Consider the following 25,292-nt stretch of genomic DNA (forward strand, 5'->3'; position numbering starts at 1 on the left):
GCTGATATTGGTTAGATGCCGCTAAATGGCACTTTTCTCAAACTCGAAGTTTAGTCAATTGACCCTGTGGCGGTGGTTTTACCATCCGCTAGTATTGACGTCGGTAGCGCTGCATAGCTTGCTGCTGGTAGCGCCCTTGCCCTCAGCCCTTGATCCCGAAAAGACCCCTGCCGAAGCAGAACCCCTGCCTGAACCCGAAGAAGAAATTATTCCGGTAGATATTCTTAACCTGGCACCTCCCACGGCTGCGCCCCCCGCTGCTAAGCCCCCTGTTCAGCACCCTCAGCCATCTGCGAGGCCACCTGTTCCCCCTTCTGCCGAAAAGCTAGCCCAGCTACAGGAAACGTTGCCGCCAGAAGAATTAGAGAACCTACAGGCTGAAACCGAGCAGTCTGATAGCTCAGGCACCGATCAGAGTGAAGATGTAGAAGCTGATACATCGACCTTCGATGGGGTAGGGCAAGGACGCTTTGTCGGCAGCCTTGAAGCGGTTGACTACGGTAACTTTGATCAAACCGCCAATTGGAGTAACTTGTACTCAGCTTTAATCGATCGCTATTTGCCGCCAGAAGAGCGCAGCCTTTTTTTTAATGGCGATCGCCAGCCTGTTGCTGACGTTAGTATTTTTAAGTACATCACCCGCAATGTTGAGCTAGTGGCCAGTGAAGACTTAGCTCCCACGGCTGAAGCCGCTGGATTAACGTTTGATGTCACTCAGTACGAGCTTTACGGCAACCAGCGGCTTTATACCTTAATCAATGCTGAAGGAACCCCTGCGGCCTATGTTTCTTTGGTTGATCTCAGAGGTGGAACGGCGGTTCTAGTTTGGCAAAGCGATCCTCGTCAGATTTGATCGATCTGGCATCAACGGGTTTTAGCCAGCGGGGCTGCTGGGGCTGCTGGCGGATAAATCGCTGAGTATTGAGACAACCCTAACCAAGCGACTTAAGTACCCAAGAAAATACAATGCTGCCCCCCGATAAGCCTAATCCTTGGACGCGATCGCTCATTGGCTGGATGCCTTTGGGCTTTTTGGTAGCCCTGGGGCTACATGCTTTTGTGTTATTTGTGCCGCTGTCTTCTTCGCAAGAAATCCCCCGCCCAGAAGCGACGGCTGAAGAAACGGTTACCATTTCTCGCTTACCCCCGCCAACCGCCCCAACCGAAGCCGCTACCGCCTCAGAAGCTAAACCTGCTGAGCAATTTGCCCGCCCGTCTGCGGCTCAAAGCGGAACTCAGCGATCAGCCCAGCCATCTGCCAGGGTAACCAGGCCGAACAGTTCGCCACGTCCCGCTGCCTCTAGACGTCGGCAATCTACCCAAACTGCGACAGAATCTGAGTCTCAGCGCTCGGTTGAAGCCGAAATTTCAGCTTTGCCAGCCGACGCTGATGCCAGAACCACCCCTGCCGCTGACGGTAGGACGCGATCGCTGACGCCCTCTGCATCGGAGACAACCGATAATGCTCAACCACTAGCAGGGTTGCTGGCTTATGCAAAAACGCTAGCAGCCCAACCCATGATTGCTTCCGAAGCCCTGATTAGCTACATTGATTACCTTAGCCGTGCCTATACCTACAACCCGCGCAATACCACTCCGGCAGAAGCAACCGCAAACTTAGCGGCGTGGACGGCTCAATTAAGCGCAACTGCGGCCACGGCTGATTTAGCGCCGCCGATTTCTTCCCAGGTAACGCTTGCCTATCCGCTCAAAGTTTGCCTGCACGAAGCACCGCAATCTGCCAAAGTGGGGGCTTTAGTCGCTGCTAACGGCAACCTGATCGATCTCCCCGTGTTGCTGAAAAGTACCGGGTACGAAGGTCTTAACGAAAAGGCGATCGCAGCTATTCAAGCCCAGTCATTTGAGCAAACAGAGCGATCGCAAACCTACGTTTATGACGTAACAATTGACTATGATGCTGCTCGCTGCTTTCAGCCTGCTAAGGCCGATGATAGGGCTGATTCTACAGCCGCTAGAGCATTACTCAACTAACATGCGATCGCTCAAAATTTCATATCCTGACTCAGTCACCAAAACCGTATGCTCAAACTGAGCCGATAGCGATCGATCGACGGTTACAACTGTCCAGCGATCGCTTAAGGTCTTAGTGTGTTTAGAACCCGCGTTTAAGATCGGTTCAATCGCCAGCGTCATCCCCGCTTGTAGCTTAACGTTAGGTAGCTGGCGAGTACGAAAGTTAAAAACAGAAGGGGGTTCGTGTAAGTTGCGTCCCACGCCATGGCCAGTAAATTCTTCCACCACGCTAAAACCGCTAGCCTGCACAGAATCCTCAATCGCCCCAGCAATGTCTAGCAGCGAGTTGCCCGGTTTAACCTGAGCAATGCCCGCATAAAGAGCCGCTTCCGCTGCTTGTACTAACTTTTGCGCAGTTGGCTGAAGCTGGCCTATACCAATAGTGATGCAAGAATCTCCATGAAAGCCCTCATAGTAAGCTCCCGTATCCACCTTTAGCACATCTCCCGCTCGGATCACTTTGCGTCGCCGGGGAATGCCGTGGACAACTTCATCGTTAATACAAGCACAAATCGATCCCGGAAAACCGTGATAGCCCTTGAAGCTAGGCGTTGCGCCCAAAGCTCGGATCCGCTGCTCGGCATAGGCATCTAGGTCTGCCGTCGTCATTCCGGGCTTTACCCGCTCAGAAATTTCCTTCAGCACAGTTGCGACAATTCGAGCCGCCTGACGCATGGTGGCAATTTCAGCTTCGTTTTTAAGCTCTACGCCCCGAACCCGCTTTTTAGGCCGATCAATTACAGGCAAACGCGGAGAAGCTTTAGAAATCAAATTGGTCAGGATGTTCATACAAAACTGAGTCAATAATGGCTTGAGATAGCTACAGAATGGTGGTTCTTAAGTAGACTCGACCGTAATTTGCCCCACCATACCCGCTTCAGCATGGCCAGCAATGGAACAATACAGCTCATAAGTCCCTGGCTTCATCGGCACAAAAAACCATTCTGCCTCAGCACCTGGCTTCAGTTCTAGTTCATGCACGGCCCCTTTTACCTCAACCCCCGCCGCCTCCACTTTTTGCGTCCAAAGATTGTCAGCAAAGTCTTTGGACGTGAAGTAATGTTTTTGGCCGCTGGGGTTGTCGAGCACTAGCCGATAGCGTTGACCCACCGCAAATTCTAAGGAGTTTGGCTCGAATTTTAGCTCGTTAGCTGAGTTGCCAAGGTGGATCTGTACTTCAATCGGGGCTTGGCTAACTGCGGCCACAGCGCCTGCTGCTTCTGTCCACCCCAGAATTAGGCCAATACCCGTGGCTAGCACAATCAGCAGAACCAGGCTAATGCAAAAAGTACGAAGCGATTGTTGGAGGTATTGCATGGTTTTTGAAATTGGACTTGGGCACTTGGACTTAAAAACTAAGCCAAATCAAGCAGCCTTAACTTCAATGGTAAGGCAATCTGCCAACAACGCTCTAGCGCTAGGTGCGTTGATTGCAGCCACCTCAGCAGCGTAGCAACGGTTTCAACTTACAGGGTTAAAAAATGAGGCGAAAAATCCTAGAAGGGGCTAGTCTTTTTGTGAACTTTGACGTACTATAAAAGACCGTGTGCTTTTTAAGGCTCTATGAACGCTGAAGCAGTTATTCGCTCAATCGAAGCGAAACACTTAAAAGACGATCTCCCTGAGATCTATGTCGGCGACACTGTTCGCGTCGGCGTCCGTATTCAAGAGGGCGGCAAAGAGCGGATCCAGCCTTACGAAGGCACTGTGATTGCTATGCGCAATGGTGGCATCAACGAATCGATTACGGTTCGTCGGGTCTTCCAAGGGGTTGGTGTCGAGCGGGTTTTCTTGCTCCATGCTCCGCGAGTGGCAAACATTAAAGTGCTGCGTCGAGGCAAGGCTCGTCGCGCTAAGCTTTACTATCTACGCGATCGCGTCGGTAAAGCAACTCGACTGAAGCAGCGGTTTGACCGCCCTGTCTAACGAAATAAAGTTTCGCAGTCGTTGCCTCCTAGGGTCGCCTTAAGGTCTACTATTAACTTAGTAACGTTAAGTATTGGCCTTTGGGCTACATGCGTCCTTAGTTCAGTTGGTAGAACGCAGGTCTCCAAAACCTGATGTCCGGGGTTCGAGTCCTCGAGGGCGCGCTGGATCACTGCTATCAACGGCTACCCGAAGCACAGGGGTATTTGGTCAAAATACTCAAGTGGCTAAACTTCGGGTAGAATTGTTGTTTGGGTGGTTCAGGGTAAAGGTTGGCTGCTTTGTGAAAGCAGGCTAGCGGATGAGGTGAAAAGCATCCTCGTGCTTTGTGTGCCAAAAGCAGGTTGCTCGCGGGTCAGCTTGACGGAGGATTACTAGGTTAACTGTGGCTAAAAAAGACACTACGTCCAGTAACACAGAGACGAAAAAAGAGGCGGCGGAAGTGAAAACCTCCGATAGCAGCTTTGGCGTCGCAGATTTCTTGAAGGGAACTCAAGAAGAACTTGGCAAGGTTGTTTGGCCAAGCCGCCAACAACTAATTAGCGAGTCGGCGGCTGTCATTCTTATGGTTAGCCTTTCAGCAACGCTTATTTATCTTATTGATAAACTCTTCAGTTTTGCTTCTAGACAGGTATTTTAAATGGCTTTCACATCGGATGATTTCAATTATGAAGAACCGATGGAGGCAGAGTTCGATTCCTCAGACGAGGGCGTTTCTGCGGTCAAGGGTCGGTGGTACGCCGTCCAAGTGGCTTCTGGCTGTGAAAAGCGAGTCAAGCTCAATTTGGAACAGCGGATCAAGACTCTAGACGTTGCCAACCGAGTTTTTCAAATTGAGATTCCCCAAACGCCTGCTGTCAAGCTTCGCAAAGATGGTAGCCGCCAAAATATTGATGAAAAAGTCTTCCCAGGCTATGTTTTGGTCAAAATGGTGATGGATGATGAAGCGTGGTCAGTGGTTAAAAACACGCCCCACGTTATCAACTTTGTCGGCGCTGAGCAACGGCGACACTACGGTCGCGGTCGCGGCCACGTTAAGCCGATGCCCCTTAGCCCCTCTGAAGTTGAGCGCATCTTCAAACAAACCCAAGAGCAAAAAGCTGTCGTCAAGGTAGACATGGCTCCGGGAGACAAAATTGTGGTTCTCTCAGGGCCTTTTAAAGACTTTGAAGGTGAAGTCATTGAGGTCAGCCCAGAACGCAGCAAACTTAAGGCGCTGTTGTCCATTTTTGGTCGAGATACGCCTGTGGAGCTGGAATTCAATCAAGTGCAAAAAGAGAGTTAATCGATGGCGAAGAAGGTTGTTGCAATTATTAAGCTAGCCATTCCGGCAGGTAAGGCAAACCCAGCTCCCCCCATTGGCCCCGCCTTGGGTCAACACGGGGTGAATATTATGGCGTTTTGCAAAGAGTATAATGCCCGAACCTCTGATCAGGTTGGCTTAGTGGTTCCGGTTGAAATTTCTGTTTTTGAAGATAGAAGTTTTACCTTTATCCTCAAAACGCCGCCTGCTTCGGTTTTGATTAAAAAGGCCGCAGGTCTAGAAAAAGGATCGGGTGAACCCAACCGGGTCAAAGTTGGCTCAATCACACGTGCCCAACTCCAAGAAATCGCTCAAACTAAAATGCCTGACCTCAATGCCAATGACATTGAAGCGGCTATGAAAATTGTTGAAGGAACTGCCCGCAACATGGGCATTACCGTTAGCAATTAGGTAAAACCAAGAATTTTAGTAATTCGGGGGAGAGGTTTAGCTTCGTTAGCACCCCAAGGAGTTAATTATGACTAGAAAAGTTTCACGTCGAATGCAGGAGCTGCGAACTAAGGTTGAAGATCGTTTATACGAGCCTTTAGAAGCGCTTCAGCTCCTCAGAGAAACGGCAACTGCTAAGTTTCCAGAATCGGCTGAGGCTCATATCCGCTTAGGAATTGACCCTAAATATACTGACCAGCAGTTAAGAACAACCGTTGCTTTACCCAAAGGAACAGGCCAAGAAGTACGGGTGGCGGTTGTAGCTAGAGGCGAAAAGGTATCAGAAGCCTCTGATGCTGGCGCAGACATTTCGGGTTCTGAGGAACTGATTGACGAAATTCAAAAAGGCATGATGGATTTTGACATCTTGATTGCTACCCCTGACATGATGCCCAAAGTGGCCAAGCTGGGTCGCTTGTTGGGGCCGCGAGGTCTTATGCCTTCTCCTAAGGGGGGTACCGTCACGTTTGATTTGGCACAGGCCATTGAAGAATTTAAGGCAGGTAAACTCGAATTTCGAGCTGACAGAACGGGGATTGTTCATGTTATGTTTGGCAAAGCCCGCTTTTCAGCCGAAGATTTGTTGATTAACCTAAAAGCTTTGCAAGAGACGATTGACCGTAATCGACCGTCTGGTGCTAAGGGTCGTTATTGGCGCAGCGTGTTTGTAGCGGCGACAATGGGGCCAGCAATTCCGGTTGATACAGCAGCGCTGCGGGATTTCAAGCTAGCTGATATCGCTTAATAAAGTTTGGTTATACATCAAAGCCCTAGTTTTTGAGAGGACGCCATTGGAAGAGTTCCTTAACTGAATAGCCAGCCGAAGACAGCAGGGGCGTCATTAGCAATTTGAATTGCTTAATAGCCTGCCGAGGTATGGCATCTCCAAGAAGCTGAAGTTTGCTTTAGGTAAGCTTTGGTTTAGGGGATTGCTAAGCCTCGGTTGAAAGACTGGGGCTTTGATGTACTGGTAGTTAGGGAAATGAGCTTCGTTGTTATCCCCGAATAGAGGAGGTGAAACCCAGTATGGGGAGAACGTTAGAAGGCAAAAAAGAAATCGTCGCTGAGCTACAGAACCTCTTAAGTGAGGCTCAACTGGCGTTAGTGATTGATTACAAAGGTCTGAGCGTAGCCGAAATTACCGACCTGCGCAATCGCCTGCGGGAAAAAGGGGCTGTTTGTAAGGTGACTAAAAATACCCTGATGCGGATTGCCGTAGATGGGAACAAGACCTGGCAGCCTATGCAGCAGTTTCTTAAGGAATCTTCTGCCTTTTTGCTGGTTCAAGACGATTTAGGCGGTGCTATTAAAGCCTATCAAGGCTTTCAAAAAGACACCAAAAAAACCATCCTGCGGGGTGGGGTGATGGAAGGTCGGGCACTCAGTGAAGACGATATTAAGGCCATCACTGATCTGCCTTCCAAGGAAGAGTTGATTGCTCGGATTGCGGGAGCTATCCAGGCCAACACAACCAAGCTAGCGGTGGGCGTCAAGGCGGTACCGACCAAGCTGGCTGTTGGTATCAAGGAAGTTCCGGCTTCTCTGACACGGGCTATCAAAGCAGTCGCGGACAAAGATCAAGCCGATGCTGCTTAACGCTTGTGCCCAATTTGTTGTTTGTTATCTATAAAGTTTGACTGACTATTAGGGAGTCCCACTCATGTCTGAAAAAACTGATCAAATTCTCGAGCAGCTTAAGACTTTATCTTTGCTAGAAGCTTCTGAGCTGGTTAAGCAAATTGAAGAAGCCTTTGGTGTTGATGCCTCCGCTTCGGCGGGTGGCGGCATGATGATGATGCCGGGGATGATGCCGGGTGCTGCAGGGGGCGCTGCCGCTGCTGAACCTGAAGAAGAGAAGACCGAGTTTGATGTAGTGCTTGAAGAAGTACCTGCTGATAAGAAGATTGCTATTCTTAAGGTCGTTCGCTCTCTAACGGGTTTAGGGCTGAAGGAAGCTAAAGAAATGGTTGAATCTGCGCCAAAGGCTGTTCAAGAAGCAGTCGCGAAAGAAAAGGCCGAAGATGCCAAGAAGCAACTGGAAGAGGCCGGCGCTAAGGTTAGCGTTAAGTAGATTTAGATAGTGTCGTTGGTCTGCCGTTAGCGGTTGGCCGCGACAGGCTATTTGATCTGAATCCGGCATCCGGTATGCGTTAGTCAAAACCATCACTGACGTTATCGTGACGGCTACTGCAAAAATCCCTACCTAATCAAACAGGTAGGGATTTTTTAGTTATATAGCTATAACCTCAAGCATTAAAGCCTTTCAACTGGCGAAAGCCGCTGCCCTTAACCTTCTGTTTTTAGCGTGCGGGGTAAATTAGCACCGATGACTGAGGGAATGCGGGCGCTCTAGGCCATGTGCTTCCATTAAGGGGGCGTTTGCCATGATTTCACTGGCTGCGCCATCGGCAATAATACGTCCTTGATCGAGCAAAATGACGCGATCGCAGACTTCTAGCACAAGTTCTAAATCGTGCGAGGAAACCAGAATAGTTTGAGAAGCCGCTTGCAAAAAGCGAATTAAACGCCGCCGCGATCGCATATCTAAGTTAGCGCTGGGTTCGTCATAAATGACCAACTGAGGCCGCATAGCTAGAACACTGGCGATCGCCACCATACGCCGTTCTCCCCCGGATAGATGGTGGGGTGGACGGTGGCGCAAGTCAAAGACACCTGTGAGTTGCAGCGCTTCGCAAACCCGTTCCTCAATCGCCTCACAAGAAAACCCCATGTTAGTGGGGCCAAAGGCGACATCTTCTTCAACGGAGAGTGAAAAGAGCTGATCGCTAGGATTTTGAAAAACTAAACCAATCTCTGGTCTGAATCTGCCGGGTTGAACAGGCTGGCCAAACAACTGAACCTGGCCGCTTTGAGGGGCTAGCACGCCACAAATGGAGAGAAATAACGTAGTCTTACCTGCTCCATTGGGGCCAATTAGACCGACTCGCTCTCCGGTAGCGATGCTGAGATCAATTCCCTGCAGCACAGCGGGACAATCAGGATAGGCATAGGCCAGACGAGTAACCTTCAAAGCGTCCATTTCAGACTGCTCAACCGATTGATAGGGCAGTCTGCTGATGGCCTGCTGAGCTTGATTTAGCATAGGGGCGACACAACATACACTTGTTTACCAGCTTAAAAATAATTTGCTAAAACCGCCTTGAAAGCCAGGTGAATCAGAAAATTGTTCAAAGGTATTTATTAAACTTTTTGAAAAGAAATAAAAGGATGCCTCAATAGCCCGTTTAGAAAAGCTCTGCGATCAAAATGCCGACTGATAGCGTCAACGTCATAACTAGTAGCACCGTATCGGGCGGTGTTGGCTTCGGCTGGCGCGTGGTGGCTAAACGCTGGCCATACCCCCGTAGCAACATGGCTTGATAAACCTGTTCAGATTTTTCATAGCTGCGAATCAACAGACTGCCAGCTAGAGCGGCTAACGTTTTTAGGGTTCGCCAGTTTAGTCGATGGCTTTCAAAGCCCCGCAGTTGCATCGCTGTGCGCATGGCCTGAAAATAGTCACCAATTTCAAAAATATAGCGATAGGTCAGCACCGTCATGTCGGCCAGGATGGGTGGCAAACCCAGCGATCGCATCGCGCGAATAGTCTCAAAAAAGGGAGCGGTACCAAACAAAACCAAGCCCAACGTCAAAATGCAGACGAAGCGAACGGAGATGAGCACCACAGCGAGGCTGCCCTCTTGGTAGAGCGACAGTGGCCCCAGGCTAAGCCAAACGGTGCTGCCAGATAGAAAAGGCAACAGCAACACCACAACCGCCAGAAAAATGCCTGGAATCTGCAATCGCTGTCGCCAAAACTGAAAAGGCAGCCCAGCACTGCGATAGAACCCAAAGGTGCTAAGCGCCATCACCGGTAACAAAGCCAGACTGCGAACAAATGAAAAAGCGAGAATCAAGGCCATCAGTCCCACTAGCTTATATTTGGGCAGCCACCGATGGATAGGAGAATCTAAACGAGCGTAGTCATCAAGCCCAAGTTTCATCGCTGCGGTAAAAGTTCTGGTTTGACTCGATAAATAAACGACACCAGCAAGGCGGTGAAAAATCCTTCTAGCACCACCACTGGAAGGTGAGCCAGCGCTAATCCGGTAATGGCAGCCCGCTCTGTTTGAGGATTCAGTCCGGCTGGCAAAAAGGTGATCAGCAAGCTGAAAAAAATCAAAACAGCGAGGCCGAGTCCTAACGCGCCGGAAATGAAGCCCAATACCGCTAGCCCTTTGGCTTGAGTAAGCTTAAAGCGATAGCGCAGTTGAAAAACATGATGCGCTGCGATCGCAGGAATACCCATCATCAAAGCATTGACGCCTAAGGTAGACAGACCCCCATGCTGAAACATGACAGCCTGAAACAGCAAGCCAATGAGAATGGCTGGAAAAGCAAAATAGCCCAACAGCGTGCCTAGCAGACCATTAAGAATCAGATGGACGCTGGTGGGGGGAACGGGAATGTGGATCCAGGAGGCGACAAAAAAAGCGGCTGTCAGCAGAGATGCCTTGGGTACAGCCGCTTGCGGATTCTCCAGTTGATTGATCTGTAGCAGTGAATACCAGGTAGCCAAACCTGTGCCCGCATATCCAGTCAGCACAACGGACGCAGGTAAAATGCCATCAGGAATATGCATTAGCGTTTCCCCCGTGAGAAGAAAAGCGCTGTACCGACAAAGCCCCAAATCCCGGCTAGCCCCATCAGCACTAGTTGCGGCAAGCTGTACCCCGTACTGCCTTTAACAATGGCAGCCTGGAGTTCTGAATCGGCATTGAGAGGAATCGCGACAATGTCACCGTGGCCAGCTTGACGAACCTGCACTTCCCAATTGCCTGCGATCGCTGGATCGGGCGTAAAAACGAACTTGCCTGCATCATCGGTTTGCCCCGTCAGCCACGGCTCTGAGGGATTATCCGGCGCGTAAACAGCTACCTGGGCTTGTCTCATGGGTTCGCCGTTGTCATAGCTACTTTGGATGGCAACGGCTGACTGAACTTGATAGTCAATTTTAGCGCCGTGGGCGATCGCCTGAGTTTGAGCACCTAAGCAGGCGAAGGCCACGAGTGGCACTATGAGTTTGCCTTTCACACTTACCTTCTTTGCAAATTATTTAAAGCTAGCGAATCAGTTTTGCAGCGGCAACGGTTACCCCATCAAGATGGCTGCAACCCGGCTTAAGTCGTTACCTCAGTTTCTTTGCAGTGCCCTTCGCCCACGTGGGCTAACCCCATCAGAGCGTTTTTCAAAAGCTGGTAGTTTTCAGCCGAGAGCTGCTGTTCTAGCTGGGCTAGGTCGGCTTCAACTTCTGAGCCTGCGGCTAGATCTGCAATAGGATCAAATCCTAAAGCACCCGTATTAATTTCATCGTCGGCAGCGGCTTCGCCATCGCCAAAGAGATGATCAAAGTGGAAGGTCGCTTCTAGGTCAGCATTGGCTTGCGGTTGCAAAATACCCTTGCGACTTTCGCCGACAAAGTCACCACAGACGTAGCTATAGGGCTGATCAAACTTGAGCGTAAAGTCTACGGTGCGACCGTCTTTATTAGCGGTACCTACTAGCATGATCACTTGACCCGCTGCTGGCCCTGCTTGGGCTGGCACCATATCCCAGGAAAGGGCATTGTACTGTCCGGCAGGTGCTTCTACCTCACTTACTAAGATTGGCTCAGCGTTTTCGTCTCCCTCGGCTAGGTCAACTGTTTGCGTTTGGGTTAATGGGATTTCTGCGATCGCTTTAAGCGACTCATTGGCGTTGGCATCAAAAGGGGGATCACTTTGATAGGCTTTGACATCAGCCAGGTTGACGTAGACATGCTCAAAATCAATTTGCCAGCCATCCTTGGTGACAAATCCTTGGCGAACAAAATCTTCGCCATTTGCTCTTAGTGCCAACGTTCCAGGCTCATCAGCAGTCTGCGTTTGTGGCTGATCGGAGGCAGTACATCCGCCTAAAAAAGCTGTTACGACAGCCGCTCCAGACAACAAGATAGAGGCTGGTCGATTCATCTTCGTTTCTCCTCAAGTGGTAGTCTAATCCCCAACGGTCAGCGCAAAAGCGGTCAAACAAAGAGAACGCATACTCAGCTAAAAATCGATCCAGTCCTGAAAAGATAATGGATACGTTTATAAGGATGGATAGAACTGAGATCAAATTGGGTCAAGCCAAAATTTCGCGGTGGCTGCTGATTACGTTACCACTAGTCTCTCAGCGGAGAAATGCGGGGGGTGGGGATAATGAGAGGAAAACAAAATAAAGGTTGTGTTGCTGCGGGGCATCCGACAACAGCCGCAGCGGGGGCAACCATGCTAGAAGCGGGCGGGAATGCTTTTGACGCGGCGATCGCGGCTGTTTTGACTGCCTGTGTCAGCGAGTCGGTGCTGACATCCCTGGCGGGTGGCGGCTTTTTACTAGCTCATACGGCAGAGGGTCGCGATACCTTGTTTGATTTTTTTACCCAAACGCCGCGCCAAAAGCAGACCCTGCAACCGCTGAATTTTTATCCGATTGAAGCTAACTTTGGTGATGCTGTCCAGCAGTTTCATATTGGTTTGGGGGCGATCGCCACACCTGGCGTACTCAAAGGATTGGTGCAGGTACACCGTCAGTTGGGGCGGCTACCGTTGTCAGTCGTGGCTGAACCCGCGATGCACTGGGCCACAGCCGGAATTCGGGTGAATGATTTTCAGGCTTATTGCTATGACCTGCTACAGCCAATTTTGACGGCCAACCCGGCCACCCAGGCCATTTATGCGCCGCAAGGTTTTCCTTTACAGGCGGGAGAACAGTTTTATTTGGCCGATTTTGCGACGGCTTTAGCTGCGCTGGTGCAGGCACCGGAACAGTTTTATCAAGGGGCGATCGCCCAGCAGATTGTGCAAGATTGTCAGCAGCAGGGCGGTTATCTTACAGCGGCTGACTTGGCCAATTATCAGGTGATCGAGCGATCGCCGTTGAAAATTTGCTATCGGGGAGCGACGCTTTTAACTAACCCGCCGCCCAGTTCGGGGGGCACCCTGATTGCTTTTGCCCTCAAACTGCTAGAACACGTTGATTTTAGCAATTTAGAACCGGGTAGCCCTGCCCATCTGCAAACGTTAGCCACTGTTATGCGGCTAACCAATGAGGCGCGTCGTGACGGCTACGATGCCAACTTATATCAAAAGAATATTGCCGATTTTTTTCTATCGCCTAGCCATTTAACCAGCTATAGCGCTGACCTTAGCCCTATTGGCCGCAAATGGGGCAGCACCACGCACATTAGCGTGATTGACGCCGAGGGCAATGCCGCTAGCATCACCACTTCTAACGGTGAAGGCTCGTCCTATATTATTCCGGGTACGGGCATGATGATGAACAATATGCTGGGCGAAGAAGACCTTAATCCGCAAGGTTTTCACCAGTGGCAGGAAAATCAGCGGATGTCTTCAATGATGGCACCAACGTTGCTGCTATTAGAGGGACGCCCTTGTTTAGCGCTGGGTTCGGGCGGCTCTAACCGAATTCGCACGGCTATTTTGCAGGTGATTTCAAATCTAATTGATTTTGGTATGCCCATTGAGGCCGCTGTCAAAGCCCCCCGGATTCACTGGGAGCGGGGTGTTTTAAACTTAGAACCTGGCTTTGATCGTTCCAGCTTAGAAGCTGCTCCCCATTGGACTGTCGATCGCTGGATCTGGTGGCAGCAGCAAAATATGTTTTTTGGGGGTGTCCACGCCGTTATGGCTCATGCTGACGGACGCATTGAGGGGGCTGGCGATGCCCGTCGCAGTGGCGCGATCGCCGCAGTACCGTAAGGTTAGGTTTAACCGAGAGGCAGCTAGGCGTCAGCGATCGCGGCATTCCTAGCGCCTAGTGAGGTTAAGCAAGGCAAGGCCACAACTTTAGGGGGCGGTTTCAATAATGGGGCTAAGGTCAAGGTGAGATTCAATTGTCTCGGCTAGGGCATTTAACATGGCTTCGCGCTGTTCACGGTGATTAGAAATCCCGGTTGGCAGAGAACCCAAGCCTCGCTGCTGGCGCAGGCGATTGAGCCAGGCTCGCCGCCAGGGGCCGTTGTCAAAAATGCCGTGTAAATAAGTGCCCCAAATTGAGAGGCTATCATCTACCACGCCCAAACTGCGGTCGTCAAACAGAGAGTGATAGACGGGCGCTTCGGTTTCTTCTTTGTCGTTAGTCACCAGTTGGGTGCGACCTTGATGAATTTCGTAGCCCACTACGGGCAGCCCAGTTTGAGGATATTTAGAGGTGACTGAACGCTGGCGGGCAATCTTTTGCGATGTGATGACGGTGCGCAGCGGAATCAAGCCTAGTCCTTTGTAGCGACCTTCATGACCTTCAATGCCTTCGGGGTCGGCTAGCAGTTGACCCATAATTTGAAATCCACCGCAAATGCCCATAACGGTACCACCAGCGGCTGCATAGTTTTGAATGGCTTCAGCCATGCCTGTGCGCTGGAGCAAAATTAAATCGGCGATCGCGGCTTTAGATCCCGGCAAAATCACGGCATCTGGATACCCCAACGTTTCTTTGGGGCCGACATAGCGAACTGAAACGCTAGGTTCCGCCTCTAGCGGATCGAAGTCGGTAAAGTTAGAAATGCGAGGCAGTCGAATCACCGCGACGTTGATTTCGCTATTGTCGCTAGACTGCTGTCGATCGAGAAGCGACAACGAATCTTCCGCCGGAAAGGATTCGTCAAGCCAGGGAATCACCCCAATCACCGGAATGCCAGTTCGTTCTTGCAACCATTCAATACCGGGCTGGAGGAGTTCTCGTTGGCCGCGAAATTTGTTGATGACGATGCCTTTAATCAGCGATCGCTCTTCTGGCTCTAATAGCTCTAGCGTGCCAACGATATGGGCAAAAACGCCGCCGCGATCGATATCGGCAATCAAAATTGTAGGGGCTTTTAGGTAAGTGGCAACCCGCATGTTGGTGAGGTCGCGGTGCTTAAGGTTGATCTCTGCCGGACTACCTGCCCCCTCACACACAATCAGATCAAATTCTTGCCCCAAGCGAGCCAGTGATTCTTGAATGGCCTGCCAGCCCGCTTCGAAATATTGCTCATAATAGTTGGTGGCTGTTGTACGTCCAACTGCCCGTCCTTTAAGAATGACCTGAGAAGTAGCATCCCCTTGGGGTTTAAGCAAAATTGGGTTCATTTCAACCTGGGGGGCTACCCCAGCGGCCCAAGCTTGCACCGCTTGCGCATGGCCGATTTCTGCCCCAGTGGTGGTGACATAAGCATTAAGCGCCATGTTTTGCCCCTTAAAGGGGGAAACGCGCCAGCCTCGACGACTCAAGATACGACACAAGGCAGTGACTAACAAGGATTTACCGGCATGTGAAGTTGTCCCCACTACCATAATTGCCTTCATGCGGAGTCCTCCAGGACAGATTGCTCAAATTGGGCCAACGACTGATGCTGAGAAACGAACCTGCTGATTACTGTAGCCAGTTTGGCAGCCTTAGCCAGCGGTTCAAGGCATTATATAATTGATCCCGAAGGGACGGACGCCGATCCGGAAATCCGGTTGCTGCCCACCTCTCCACCAGTTGGCGACCGAGTGGGGTCAGGCGAAAGCTATCCGTCAATCCTTGGCCATCGACTTCTCGGCGCAATAGACCGACTTGAATCAGCCAAAGCAATTCATCTTCGGCAATAAGTTCGGCTAGCGGACGCAGCGTGTAGCCGTTACTAATACCGCGATCATCTGCGATCGCTTTGATAGAGACACTTTGGCTGCGCATGTCGGCGAGTAGCTTTAGCCTGAACGGGGAACATTGCACTGCTCGGTTTGCCCGCTCAAGCGTTGCCAGTGGATACTCAATGGCGCTCACTTGCGAGGAGTTGGTGTCCATACCACTGTTGTTTAACTATCCATGATTTTAATGGGGTTTAGGCGCAAATGCTCGGTTAACTTAGGCATTTGCCAGTCAGGAGGCGAAAAAATGCGATCGCCTCTGGGTTGCGGCAAGTCGCCTTCTAGGATTTGGTAGTGATGACTACGCTTTGCTGCAAGGAACTTTGCTATTTGTTGAGCCAGAAATCTTTCATCAAACGAGTTAAATAAGGTTAAACCTGAGTTAACGTTTGCTAAAAATTAGAAACCTGGCTTCTAGGGTTCCGGTTTGAAGGCGTATAGTGCTTTGCAAATGTCTGGTCCAAGAGAAGCTCCCAGCGATCGCCGCTTTAGGCTAATCAATTGAGCGATATCTTGGCGACGCTGGTTACACGGAGGGATAAAAGCCCGGGAGAGAGCAGTGGTCGTTTTCCACAGCATCTCTTCTGGGTTTTTTAGTCAAGGGTCTGGCCCTGTCAGGTCTGAGCTTTAGGGCAATACTCAACCCTGATCGCCGCTACTTTCCCCCAGGGTTTCTAGCCAGAGCCTCTCCCTGCCGTCCATTCTTCCCGGCTTGATTTCATTGCCTTCCTTGCTGCCTTATACCTCTATTACGGGTCTGTTATGACTGAAGAATCTCGTACGCCTGCCTCTAGCTCTGATTCGGCTGCTACAGAAGCCAACCAAGCCTTAGCCAAAGAAGCTCAACTGCCGCTGACGGGCTGGCAGCAGGAGGTTTCTCAAGGTTTAGAGTTTGGCCTAGAAGCCGCAGAGAGTATCCGCGATCGCTCAATTTCTACCTTTTCGCGAGGTGAACTGCCCCACTTCGCTGGAATTAATACCTTTCTCAAAGCGCCCTACATTGAAGACGTCCGCAAAGTAGGAAACTACGATGTGGCGATCGTCGGTGTCCCGCACGACTCTGGCACCACTTATCGCCCTGGTACCCGCTTTGGGCCTCAAGGGATTCGCCGCATTTCGGCTCTTTATACGCCCTACAACTTTGAGCTAGGCGTAGATCTGCGAGAGCAAATTACCCTTTGCGATGTTGGCGATATTTTTACCATTCCAGCCAATAACGAAAAGTCTTTTGACCAAATTTCCAAAGGCATTGCCCACATTTTTAGCTCAGGCGCGTTCCCGATCATTTTAGGCGGCGATCATTCCATTGGCTTTCCCACAGTGCGGGGCATTTGCCGCCACCTGGGAGACAAAAAAGTGGGCATTATTCACTTCGATCGCCATGTTGACACCCAAGAAACCGACCTCGACGAGCGCATGCACACCTGCCCTTGGTTCCACGCTACCAACATGGCCAATGCCCCAGCCAAAAACCTGGTACAGCTCGGTATTGGCGGCTGGCAGGTACCGCGTCAGGGGGTTAAGGTTTGCCGTGAACGGGCGACTAACATTTTGACCGTTACCGACATTATGGAAATGGGCTTAGACGCGGCGGCTGACTTTGCCTTAGAAAAAGCGCTAGACGGTACCGACTGTGTCTGGATTAGCTTTGATATTGACTGCATTGACGCTGGGTTTGTCCCTGGCACAGGCTGGCCGGAACCCGGTGGCTTGCTGCCTCGTGAAGCCCTGTATCTGCTCAAAAAGATTGTGCAAAATGCCCCCATTTGTGGCCTGGAAGTGGTAGAAGTCTCGCCTCCCTATGATGTCAGCGATATGACGGCGCTGATGGCGACTCGCGTGATTTGTGACACGATGGCGCATCTGGTGGTTTCAGGCCAGCTACCCCGTTCAGAAAAGCCTGCCTATATTCAGGCTGAAGCCAATATGAATGTCGATCAGCGGTGGTCTTAAGCTATGCATGAAGTGGATATGACCAAAGCTTTGATTCTCACCGTGCGTGACTGGTGGGAGTCGCAGCCAGCGTCCCCCCAGATTGAAAAAATTCATCTAATGGTGGGTCAATTTACCTGTGTTGAGCCTGCCAGTTTGCAATATGCCTTTCAAGCCCAAGTTCAAAGCACGTTTTTGGCTAAAGCTGAATTGGTGATTCAAGAGGTGCCGCTGGTGGCATTTTGTCACGCTTGTCAGCAGGAATATGCACCGCAGATAGGGTTGCAGTATGCGTGCCCCACCTGTCAGTCACCAATGGAAGAGATTCGTGCTGGCCGAGAGCTAAAAATCGATCGCATTGAATGTACTCAACCTGCTGCTGGGGCTAATTCTGGCAAGCTGCGGCCATAAGGACTGGCTTGGTCAAGCTGTTGTTTAATTAAAATGCGATCGCCTTTGCTAACCCTGTTTTGATAGCGGTAGCCACCAGCGTTGAAACCTTTAAGTGCTGAAAGCCGCTGACCCAAAAGCTTTCCGTCTGCCCTCAGCCTGCTGCTTTTAGCTATACCTGCTTGCGATCGCCTGCCCTGTCTAGATTCAACTCATGCACCAAACCTTTGACGCTGCCCTGGGCATCAACCTGCTCCATGCCAACCAGACCGATGCCGAACACAACCAGGCTCACTTTGACCAATGGGGCATTACCTGCTTAAACCTGATGAGCAGCCCTGGGGCAGGTAAAACTGCTTTGCTAGAGCGGACTGTGGCCGCTTTGAGTTCGCAAATTACCCTAGCGGTGATTGAAGGCGATATGACCACCGAACTCGACGCCGATCGCCTGCGTCAGTTCAACGTGCCTGTGATTGCCATTAATACCGGACGAGCCTGCCATCTCGACGCCAAAATGGTGGCGGGCGGGCTGCATCAGCTTAGCCAACAATACACGCCTACAGACTTTGAGTTGGTGATTGTCGAAAACGTGGGTAATCTGGTTTGCCCTGCCGAATTTGAAGTGGGTGAACATGCCAAAGTCGCCCTCCTGAGTGTTACCGAAGGCGAAGACAAACCGCTGAAATATCCCATCATGTTTCGCGAAGCCGACTGCTTGCTGATCACTAAAACTGACTTAGCCCCTTACCTCGACATTGATTTAAACCAAATCGAAGCCAATGTCAGGCAGGTGAACCCCCAGGTGACGGTGATTCCAGTTTCGGCTAAGTCAGGAGACGGCTTGCCGCTTTGGTTTGACTGGGTAAAAACTTTTGTCGCAGCGCGATCGCGCTGCGAAAGCTGTAACTAAATACGAGGTAACAACGATGAATCGACGCCGATTAATTCCGCTTTGTTTAGCCTTTCTCTGCACTGTGCTGGTTACAGTTGGCTGCGGCCAGCGTACCTCTGAGCCAGAGACCCCCGCCGAAGAAGCTGCAGAACCCGCTGTCGAACAGGTTGATGATCAGCCAATTCGCATGGGCTATAGCAGTTGGGCGGGCTGGTGGCCGTGGGCGATCGCTGAGGAAGAAGGACTCTTTGCCGCCAATGGCTTGAATGTGGAGCTAATCTGGTTTGATGGCTACCTAGAATCGATGGAATCGCTCGCTTCTGGGCGACTTGACGCCAACTGCCAAACCCTCAACGACACAATTTCATTTGCCGCCGATGCTGTTAACGGTGAAGTGGCGGTGCTGGTTAACGACAACTCAGCCGGCAACGACAAGGTGATTGTGGCTGAAGAAATTAACAGCGTGCCTGATTTGCAAGGCAAAGAAGTGGCGCTCGAAGAAGGCGTCGTCGGTGACTTTTTGCTATCACTTGCCCTCGAAGATGCCGGACTCTCTCGCGATGATGTCACCATTCGCAACTTAGAAACCGGAGCCGCTGCCTCAGCTTTTGCTGCCGGACAAACCGATGCTTTTTCGGGCTGGGTGCCGTTTTGGGCTACAGCGCTAGAGCGCGAAGGCAGCAAAGAACTGCTTAGCTCTGAGCAATTTCCAGGAGCGATCCCCGACTTGCTGGTGGTGACTCAAACCCTGATCGATGAGCGGCCTGATCAGGTGCAAGCGCTGGTCAAAACCTGGTTTGACGTTCGCGCCTTTATGACCGAAAACCCCGAAGCCGCCAACGCCATCATGGCCAAGCGAGCCAGCGTCAGCCCGGATGAGTTTGACCTTTATCTCGAAGGCACGCGCTTTTTCACCATCGAAGACAACTTAGAAGCCTTTAGCAGTGGCGAAGAGATGCAATACATGTCGTTTGCTGCCCAAAAGATGGCTGACTTTATGGTGAGTGTGGGTTTTATTCCAGAGGTGCCCGATTTAGAAGTGATCTTAGATGATCAGTTTGTGCAAGCCTATGCCGAGTCTGCGTAGCCTTTGATGCAATCCCCATCTCGATGTCTTTGGCAAGATGGAGACGTTTTCCTGTAGCGATTAACCCTTAACAACTATGGCAAACCCGGCAGCGAATCCGCTCGAGTCGGTTGCAACGGTGCAAAGCAATCTCAAGCCCACGGTATTTTGGCGCATTGGGGAGGAAGTGCCGCGATCGCTGAGTCTTTTGCTTTTGTGCTTGTCGATTGCAATTCCGTTTGGCTTGTGGTGGGGGTTGGCCAGTTCGGGCTGGGTTAACCCTAAGTTTTTGCCGTCTCCGGTAATGGTGATCCAGGCTCTAATTGAGCTTTGGACGCAGGGCTACTTGCTAGGAGATACGCTGGCTAGCTTTGGCCGGGTGCTGGCTGGCTTTGTTTTGGCTGGGATATTGTCTGTACCCCTGGGGATTGCGATGGGGGCTTTTCCCAGCATTCGGGCACTGTTTGAACCGATTATTGGCATTGTTCGCTATATGCCTGCTCCGGCCTTTATTCCACTTTTAATTATTTATCTGGGGCTGGGGGAAGAACCGAAAATCGCCTTAATTTTCATTGGCACAGTTTTCTTTAACACGCTGATGATTATGGATGCGGTTAAGTTTGTGCCCAAAGACCTAATTGAAACCACTTACACGCTGGGGGGTAAGCGCCGCCAAATTTTGTTTCAGGTGATTGCCCCTTATGTGTTGCCTAACATTATCGACACCTTTCGCATCAACATGGCCTCTTCCTGGAATTTAGTGGTCGTGGCGGAGTTGGTGGCGGCAGAGGTGGGCTTGGGTAAACGCATCTTGATTGCTCAAAAGTTTTTTAGAACCGACGAAATTTTTGCTTGTTTGATTGTGCTGGGGCTGATTGGCTTTTTGATGGATTTATCTTTGCGCTGGTTGCTAAAGCTCACTTGCAAATGGGCGCTGTAACCAACAGGTGATAAATTCGTGAGGGACAGAAAGGTCTGCCCTGCGATCGCCCGTCTCAACCAGACCCAGCATGGACGCTTTACAACTTTTGCTTTACCTCGCTCTAGCGATTGTCTCAACCACTGTCGTTTGGAAGTCGAGTGCCCTGCTAGAAGAAGCTTCAGAAAAGCTAGCCCTCTATTATCAGCTACCCGAAGTGGTGCAAGGGGCGGTGATCGCAGCGGTGGGGTCTAGTTTTCCAGAGTTGTCAAGTACGGTGCTGGCAACTTTAGTTCACGGGGAATTTGAGTTGGGGATTGCCGCAATTGTCGGCTCTGCTATCTTTAACATTTTGGTGATTCCGGGGGTTTCGGGTTTGCTGGGGGGGCGCTTGGCCGCCGATCGCCTGTTGGTTTACAAAGACGCTCAGTTTTATATCACCAGTGTCACAGTGTTGCTTTTGGCCTTTACCTTTGCCTTAATCTACAACCCTGTGCCCAATACCGAGTGGGAGGGCTTAATGACCCGCCCGATTGCCCTCATGCCCCTAGCAATGTACGGACTTTATATTTTTTTGCAGCAGCAAGATACGGCAGAATATCAGGCTGAGTTGGGGGGGCATCCCGAAAATTTGGCTAGACGAGAGATCAACCCAGGCCGACAGTGGCTACGTCTGTTGCTGAGTTTGGTGCTGATTGTCTTTAGTGTGGAGGGTTTGGTGCGATCGGCGATCGGTTTTGGTGAACTTTTCAATACGCCGACGTTTCTTTGGGGCTTAACGGTGATCGCGGCGGGTACTAGCTTGCCAGATATGCTGGTGAGCATTCGGGCGGCGAAAAAGGGGCAAGGCACAATCAGTTTAGCCAACGTCTTGGGCAGCAATATTTTTGATCTGCTGGTGGCGATTCCGGTCGGGGTGTTGATTGCCGGGGCTTCGCCAATTGATTTTGCGGTGGCCGCACCGATGATGGCGATTCTAACCTTTGCCACGATTGTTTTGTTTGCCTTTATGCGTACGGGGCTGATGTTGCAAAAGCGTGAAAGCGTGGTGCTGCTGGGGCTATATGTGGGCTTTGTGATCTGGATGTTTTTAGAAACGTTTGGCGTTACCAGCGTGGTGCTTTGAGTTTAGCCCCAAACTTGTTCATCGCGGCTTTGCCTGCATCAGGGTGAGGTTAAACTCCCCCATTGTTAGCTGGAGAGTTCTCTCTTTGGCGATCGCAGTCGCTCTCTAAAACCTAGATACAAGACAACCTTAATCCAGTACCTCAATCGTCCCTTGCTGCCCATCAAGGCGTACCCGCTGCCCGTCGTGCAGCCGTTGCAACGCATGGGTGACATCCATCACTGCCGGAATGCCATACTCTCGCGCCACGATTGCCCCGTGAGAGAGCCGCCCCCCCACTTCTGCAATCAGCCCCCCGGCTCTCGATAGCAGCGGTGCCCAGCCAGAGTCGGTGTAGGGCACCACCAAAATCGTCTCGGCTGAGATTTCAGGTAGGTTTTGTAAGGTTTCTAAAATTTGGATGCGTCCTACCACCTGCCCCGGACTGGCTCCAATCCCCTTGAGGGTTTGTACCGGATGCTGCGACGTTGCCAGCGTCCAGCGGCTAGGGGGCTGGTTGCCATAGACAATGTAAGGGGTGGGTTTGAGTGTTTGGTCTTGCTCAAAGCGCGATCGCCTTGCTTGCACTAACGCTGGCAGCGAGACGGGCAGCGTTTGGCCGCTGGGCTGAATCATCTGGCGAATTTCGGCTAGCTCTAAGAAAAAAATGTCGCCCGATTTTTCCAGTTGTCCGGTCTGTAGCCACTGCTGTTCTAGGGCGATAAAGCTCCACCGCAATTCAGCTAGCAGGCGACTATAGACGGCGGTTACCTGCCCTTTGAGGTTGACCCGGCGTTGTACCTGGCGGATTTTCCAGCCTTTGGGACGCGAGGCCGGACGCGTTTTTGTTGACTCCGGTGGTGGATTAAGCAAAAACTGGGCAAACAGTTCGCGCACCGGGTGAGGATTTTCTCGCCAGGTGGGAACGGCAATGTCGGTGCCGACCTCGCTGAGGTAGCCGTAACGCTCTAAAAACTGGTCTATTTTTTCTAGAATAGGCTGGGCATCGGTCGTTTCTGACAGGGCGGCAAAAAGGGAAGCGCTATTGTCTGGACGGACAGGCAAGCTGGATAAAATTGGGCGCGAGTCTTGGGCGATCGCCCGTAGCGTTCGCATTGAAGCAACTTCGGGCAAGGCAGCGGTGTCTAAGCTAGCTTCGTCAACTTTGAGCATGGCTTGGCGGATAGCTAAGCTGAGAGGCGACAAAATGCTGTAATAAGTCGCCTGTCGTAGCAGTTCGAGTAATCTATCTACCCGTGCCAAGAGGTCTACAGGGCTACACTGACTCGCTGGACGAGCCGTGAACTGGTTTAAAGCAGGCTGAAACTGACGGCGATTGTCTCGGTAAAACTGACGCCGCAGCCGCAGTTCTCGGCTGGCTAAGCGCAGCAGCCCCGGCAGATTTCGTAGTGTAGAGGCCAGCGGTGGCTTGCTAAACTTGGCTCCTCTGGTCAAAAATTCTAAGCTCTCTGGCGGTAGCCCCATACGGCGAAAAATGTCACCCAGCAGAGAAGCGTTGAAGTAGGCTTGAGACGCCTGTAAGGTTGCAGTTTGCTCAAAGTCTAGATCGCTCGCGCGATCGCCCAGCACCAGGGTAAAAATATCGCCCCAAACGCCACAGGTCAAAGGCCGATTAATTGACCAGGTTAAAGGCCGAATGTAGCCCGGAATCACCTCTGCCGCAATTTTGCGCGTCCAGATGGGCAGCAAGGTGGTAATCGGGCGGCTTTGCAACACCCAAAGCTGCTGACCGTCATAGCTCCACTCCATATCTTGAGGAATGCCGTAGTAACGGGTTTCTAGATGGCGGGCGAGAAAGGCCACCTGCTGCAAGAGGCGAGACGGAATGGTGTCATCATCACCTGCTTGAGCCGCTATCTGTAGGGTCAGCGCCGATGGCAACTGCCAAGTCTCTGACGGCTCTGTGCGTTCAAACTCCGGGATATCTTCAGGTTGCACGATTACCTGATAAGTCTGGGGGGTGACCTGGCCAGAAACGACCTGAGCGGCTCCTCCGGGTAGCGCTTCAATGACGACAGCATCGCCGTGACGGGCAATCGGATCGCGGCTAAAAGCCACCCCCGAAAAAACGCCCTGCACCTGACTTTGCACCAGCACCGCCATTTGAGCGTCTGGCAAAGCGCGATCGCGGCGATATTGCTGGGCGGATTCACTGTTATAAGAGGCAAAACAACGGGCGATCGCCGCTGTTAGCGTGGCTTGGTGAGTCACATTGGCAATAGAAACATACTGACCTGCTGCCGAAGCCGTTGCAGAATCTTCGCCCACGGCGGAGGAGCGCACAATCACGGGTTGTTGCGGCGAGGGCTGAGTAATGGCGACTAGAGGAGCAGGGTCATCCCCCGCAGGCAGCACATAGCCCAAAGGCACCGGGTAACCCCAGCGACGCAACTGCGCCAGGGTTGCCGCTTTGGCTCCAACCTGATCGGCTTTTAATTGCTGATCGAGCGATCGCAAAGCGCGATCGCCCTGAAAAAATCGAAACATCTTTTGAGACTCAACGCGACCTGATTCTGCTGACAAATCTAAATCATCGGGCAGTTTTTGATAAATCCAAGCAATCAGACCACTTAGGCAAACCATTGCTAAGACTAACTCTCCTGCTTGGCTATGGCGCAGCATTGTAATCAGCGGCAGCAAAATCAGCACCAAAATCCGCCCCTGCCGCCGCTCGCGCACCAGGGTAAAGCCAATGCCGCTGATTAAAAAAGTTAGCCCTGCGGTAATCCAGTCGTGTACCCAAATGCCCCAGACTACGTTGGTGGTGCCTGCCCCTTTGGCTATCCAGTAGCGGCCTAAAACCAGCGCAATCAGCGCCACAATTTCCCAGGTCGGGTCAGTAGGGAAATAGTAGCGAGCCAGCAGCACCGCCGCAACCCCCTTAAACGCTTCTGCCCCAACGGCTAAAATGCCTGCCCAGCGCCCACCATGATAAAACGCGGCTGAAACCCCCACGTTACCTGTGCCAATTTGGCTCAGCCGTTTACCGCTGACTAAACGGGTTAGCCAACCTGTCAGGGGCAAGCCGCCCAGCAGCGGACACAGCACAAAAATTAGCAGGGCACCCCAAACTTGAGTAAGGGTCATAGACCGCGATCGCCCAACGCATCTTTTCTATTGTTAGGCCAATCTTGCCAACCCGGCTCAGTCTTAAGCTAATCCCCAGGCTTGAGCCAGGTTAGCCAGCGATGTTCTGCCGCTCAAACAGAGCCGATTGGTTACTGGCTAAGTCTTTTAGCCATCTCCAACCAATAGCTCTAAATAGCTATAGTGCTGAGCGCTATGGTGCTGAGCATAGTTAATAGAGCAATAAAGGCCGCGATCGCGCGAATAGGGCTGGGCGGGCTGAGTCGTTTGGGCTAGAGCAGAAAGACCTGCAGCCGATACGGTCTGAGAAATTTGAGAAATCATCATTCAACCCCTTGGCAGTTAAAGCTAAAGGCAGAAGCCAGAAGGAAAGGTTTTCTCTAAGAGGCTGGCAGAAATTGAGGTATTTCAACCTTAATGGCTAGAGCAACAAAGCCTCTGCAAAACAGTTAATGTT

The 25,292-nt window shown here is 51.4% G+C and carries 27 protein-coding genes, 1 tRNA gene, 1 riboswitch and 1 other annotated feature; of the genes, 17 read left to right on the forward strand and 11 right to left on the reverse strand.

Annotated features, from left to right (window positions below):
- Positions 1-25: 25 nt before the first annotated feature.
- Both ACTS3T_RS07925 and ACTS3T_RS07930 read left to right on the forward strand, forming a co-directional pair.
- Positions 26-853, forward strand: coding sequence for a hypothetical protein (locus ACTS3T_RS07925; RefSeq protein ID WP_377967604.1), 828 nt, complete (start codon positions 26-28; stop codon positions 851-853).
- Between the two features lie 113 nt (positions 854-966).
- A complete protein-coding gene (locus ACTS3T_RS07930) occupies positions 967-1,992 on the forward strand; it encodes an energy transducer TonB (protein WP_377967606.1) in 1,026 nt (341 codons plus the stop codon).
- Here the strand turns inward: ACTS3T_RS07930 and map are convergent.
- Together map and ACTS3T_RS07940 are read right to left on the reverse strand one after the other, a co-directional pair.
- Positions 1,981-2,823, reverse strand: coding sequence for a type I methionyl aminopeptidase (gene map, locus ACTS3T_RS07935; RefSeq protein ID WP_377967608.1), 843 nt, complete (start codon positions 2,821-2,823; stop codon positions 1,981-1,983). The genes ACTS3T_RS07930 and map overlap by 12 nt on opposite strands.
- Positions 2,824-2,871: 48 nt before the next feature.
- Positions 2,872-3,351: a cupredoxin domain-containing protein gene (locus tag ACTS3T_RS07940; protein ID WP_377967610.1), complete on the reverse strand. Its 480-nt coding sequence runs from the start codon at positions 3,349-3,351 to the stop codon at positions 2,872-2,874.
- 246 nt (positions 3,352-3,597) lie between these two features.
- Here ACTS3T_RS07940 and rplS point away from each other — a divergent pair, with 246 nt between their 5' ends.
- The 8 genes from rplS (at position 3,598) to rplL (ending at position 7,784) form a co-directional block, all read left to right on the forward strand.
- Positions 3,598-3,960 carry a 50S ribosomal protein L19 gene (gene rplS, locus ACTS3T_RS07945; protein ID WP_377967612.1) on the forward strand — a complete coding sequence of 121 codons (363 nt, stop codon included), beginning with the start codon at positions 3,598-3,600 and terminating at the stop codon, positions 3,958-3,960.
- 91 nt (positions 3,961-4,051) lie between these two features.
- Positions 4,052-4,124 (forward strand) — tRNA-Trp (locus ACTS3T_RS07950).
- A gap of 221 nt (positions 4,125-4,345) precedes the next feature.
- Positions 4,346-4,600: a preprotein translocase subunit SecE gene (gene secE, locus ACTS3T_RS07955; RefSeq protein WP_377967614.1), complete on the forward strand. Its 255-nt coding sequence runs from the start codon at positions 4,346-4,348 to the stop codon at positions 4,598-4,600.
- Positions 4,601-4,639: 39 nt separating this feature from the next.
- Complete coding sequence (gene nusG, locus ACTS3T_RS07960) at positions 4,640-5,245, forward strand: transcription termination/antitermination protein NusG (RefSeq protein ID WP_377967656.1); 606 nt, start codon at positions 4,640-4,642, stop codon at positions 5,243-5,245.
- Positions 5,246-5,248: 3 nt separating this feature from the next.
- Positions 5,249-5,674: a 50S ribosomal protein L11 gene (gene rplK, locus ACTS3T_RS07965; protein WP_377967616.1), complete on the forward strand. Its 426-nt coding sequence runs from the start codon at positions 5,249-5,251 to the stop codon at positions 5,672-5,674.
- 67 nt (positions 5,675-5,741) lie between these two features.
- Entirely contained in the window at positions 5,742-6,458 is a 717-nt protein-coding gene (rplA, locus tag ACTS3T_RS07970) for a 50S ribosomal protein L1 (protein WP_377967618.1), read from the forward strand.
- 57 nt (positions 6,459-6,515) lie between these two features.
- Positions 6,516-6,686, forward strand: a sequence feature (ribosomal protein L10 leader region).
- Between the two features lie 53 nt (positions 6,687-6,739).
- The gene (gene rplJ / locus ACTS3T_RS07975) at positions 6,740-7,309 is read left to right on the forward strand and encodes a 50S ribosomal protein L10 (protein ID WP_377967620.1); all 570 of its coding nucleotides are present in this window, start codon (positions 6,740-6,742) and stop codon (positions 7,307-7,309) included.
- 64 nt (positions 7,310-7,373) lie between these two features.
- A complete protein-coding gene (gene rplL, locus ACTS3T_RS07980) occupies positions 7,374-7,784 on the forward strand; it encodes a 50S ribosomal protein L7/L12 (RefSeq protein ID WP_377967622.1) in 411 nt (136 codons plus the stop codon).
- A gap of 246 nt (positions 7,785-8,030) precedes the next feature.
- On the opposite strand, the gene ACTS3T_RS07985 is transcribed toward rplL, so the two are convergent.
- The 5 genes from ACTS3T_RS07985 to ACTS3T_RS08005 form a co-directional block, all read right to left on the reverse strand.
- On the reverse strand, positions 8,031-8,816 hold the full coding sequence (locus ACTS3T_RS07985; RefSeq protein ID WP_377967624.1) for an energy-coupling factor ABC transporter ATP-binding protein: 786 nt from the start codon (positions 8,814-8,816) through the stop codon (positions 8,031-8,033).
- Between the two features lie 142 nt (positions 8,817-8,958).
- Positions 8,959-9,717, reverse strand: a complete 759-nt coding sequence (gene cbiQ, locus ACTS3T_RS07990; protein WP_377967626.1) for a cobalt ECF transporter T component CbiQ — start codon at positions 9,715-9,717, stop codon at positions 8,959-8,961.
- Positions 9,714-10,355 carry a cobalt transporter CbiM gene (gene cbiM / locus ACTS3T_RS07995; protein ID WP_377967628.1) on the reverse strand — a complete coding sequence of 214 codons (642 nt, stop codon included), beginning with the start codon at positions 10,353-10,355 and terminating at the stop codon, positions 9,714-9,716. The genes cbiQ and cbiM overlap by 4 nt, the downstream gene beginning before the upstream one ends.
- Positions 10,355-10,780 (reverse strand): carboxypeptidase regulatory-like domain-containing protein, encoded by a 426-nt coding sequence (locus tag ACTS3T_RS08000; protein ID WP_377967630.1) that lies wholly within the window; start codon positions 10,778-10,780, stop codon positions 10,355-10,357. Before ACTS3T_RS08000 ends, cbiM begins: the two co-directional genes overlap by 1 nt.
- 113 nt (positions 10,781-10,893) lie before the next feature.
- A complete protein-coding gene (locus ACTS3T_RS08005) occupies positions 10,894-11,724 on the reverse strand; it encodes a DUF4382 domain-containing protein (RefSeq protein WP_377967632.1) in 831 nt (276 codons plus the stop codon).
- Between the two features lie 228 nt (positions 11,725-11,952).
- Between ACTS3T_RS08005 and ggt the strand changes: the two genes are divergently transcribed.
- Positions 11,953-13,512 carry a gamma-glutamyltransferase gene (ggt, locus tag ACTS3T_RS08010; RefSeq protein WP_377967634.1) on the forward strand — a complete coding sequence of 520 codons (1,560 nt, stop codon included), beginning with the start codon at positions 11,953-11,955 and terminating at the stop codon, positions 13,510-13,512.
- An 87-nt stretch (positions 13,513-13,599) separates the two neighbouring features.
- Here ggt and cobQ read toward each other — a convergent pair whose 3' ends face one another.
- Positions 13,600-15,096, reverse strand: a complete 1,497-nt coding sequence (cobQ, locus tag ACTS3T_RS08015) for a cobyric acid synthase CobQ (protein WP_377967636.1) — start codon at positions 15,094-15,096, stop codon at positions 13,600-13,602.
- Positions 15,097-15,163: 67 nt separating this feature from the next.
- Positions 15,164-15,580 carry an Npun_F0494 family protein gene (locus tag ACTS3T_RS08020; protein ID WP_377967638.1) on the reverse strand — a complete coding sequence of 139 codons (417 nt, stop codon included), beginning with the start codon at positions 15,578-15,580 and terminating at the stop codon, positions 15,164-15,166.
- Between the two features lie 246 nt (positions 15,581-15,826).
- Positions 15,827-15,978, forward strand: a riboswitch (guanidine-I (ykkC/yxkD leader).
- Between the two features lie 207 nt (positions 15,979-16,185).
- On the opposite strand from ACTS3T_RS08020, the gene ACTS3T_RS08025 reads away from it, so the two are divergent.
- From ACTS3T_RS08025 to ACTS3T_RS08050, 6 genes are all read left to right on the forward strand, one after another.
- Positions 16,186-17,376, forward strand: coding sequence for an agmatinase family protein (locus tag ACTS3T_RS08025; protein ID WP_377967640.1), 1,191 nt, complete (start codon positions 16,186-16,188; stop codon positions 17,374-17,376).
- 3 nt (positions 17,377-17,379) lie between these two features.
- Positions 17,380-17,766: a hydrogenase maturation nickel metallochaperone HypA gene (hypA, locus tag ACTS3T_RS08030; protein ID WP_377967642.1), complete on the forward strand. Its 387-nt coding sequence runs from the start codon at positions 17,380-17,382 to the stop codon at positions 17,764-17,766.
- A gap of 193 nt (positions 17,767-17,959) precedes the next feature.
- Positions 17,960-18,655, forward strand: a complete 696-nt coding sequence (gene hypB, locus ACTS3T_RS08035; protein WP_377967644.1) for a hydrogenase nickel incorporation protein HypB — start codon at positions 17,960-17,962, stop codon at positions 18,653-18,655.
- 16 nt (positions 18,656-18,671) lie between these two features.
- On the forward strand, positions 18,672-19,724 hold the full coding sequence (locus ACTS3T_RS08040) for an ABC transporter substrate-binding protein (RefSeq protein ID WP_377967646.1): 1,053 nt from the start codon (positions 18,672-18,674) through the stop codon (positions 19,722-19,724).
- Between the two features lie 76 nt (positions 19,725-19,800).
- The gene (locus tag ACTS3T_RS08045; RefSeq protein WP_377967648.1) at positions 19,801-20,643 is read left to right on the forward strand and encodes an ABC transporter permease; all 843 of its coding nucleotides are present in this window, start codon (positions 19,801-19,803) and stop codon (positions 20,641-20,643) included.
- A gap of 70 nt (positions 20,644-20,713) precedes the next feature.
- Positions 20,714-21,748: a sodium:calcium antiporter gene (locus ACTS3T_RS08050; RefSeq protein WP_377967650.1), complete on the forward strand. Its 1,035-nt coding sequence runs from the start codon at positions 20,714-20,716 to the stop codon at positions 21,746-21,748.
- A 129-nt stretch (positions 21,749-21,877) separates the two neighbouring features.
- Here ACTS3T_RS08050 and ACTS3T_RS08055 read toward each other — a convergent pair whose 3' ends face one another.
- Positions 21,878-24,835, reverse strand: coding sequence for a glycerol-3-phosphate acyltransferase (locus ACTS3T_RS08055; RefSeq protein WP_462934902.1), 2,958 nt, complete (start codon positions 24,833-24,835; stop codon positions 21,878-21,880).
- A gap of 147 nt (positions 24,836-24,982) precedes the next feature.
- Positions 24,983-25,162, reverse strand: coding sequence for a hypothetical protein (locus ACTS3T_RS08060; protein WP_377963496.1), 180 nt, complete (start codon positions 25,160-25,162; stop codon positions 24,983-24,985).
- Positions 25,163-25,292: the final 130 nt, after the last annotated feature.

This window comes from Almyronema sp., from assembly GCF_052168255.1.
GTDB classification, from domain to species: domain Bacteria; phylum Cyanobacteriota; class Cyanobacteriia; order Phormidesmidales; family Phormidesmidaceae; genus Sphaerothrix; species Sphaerothrix epifaneia.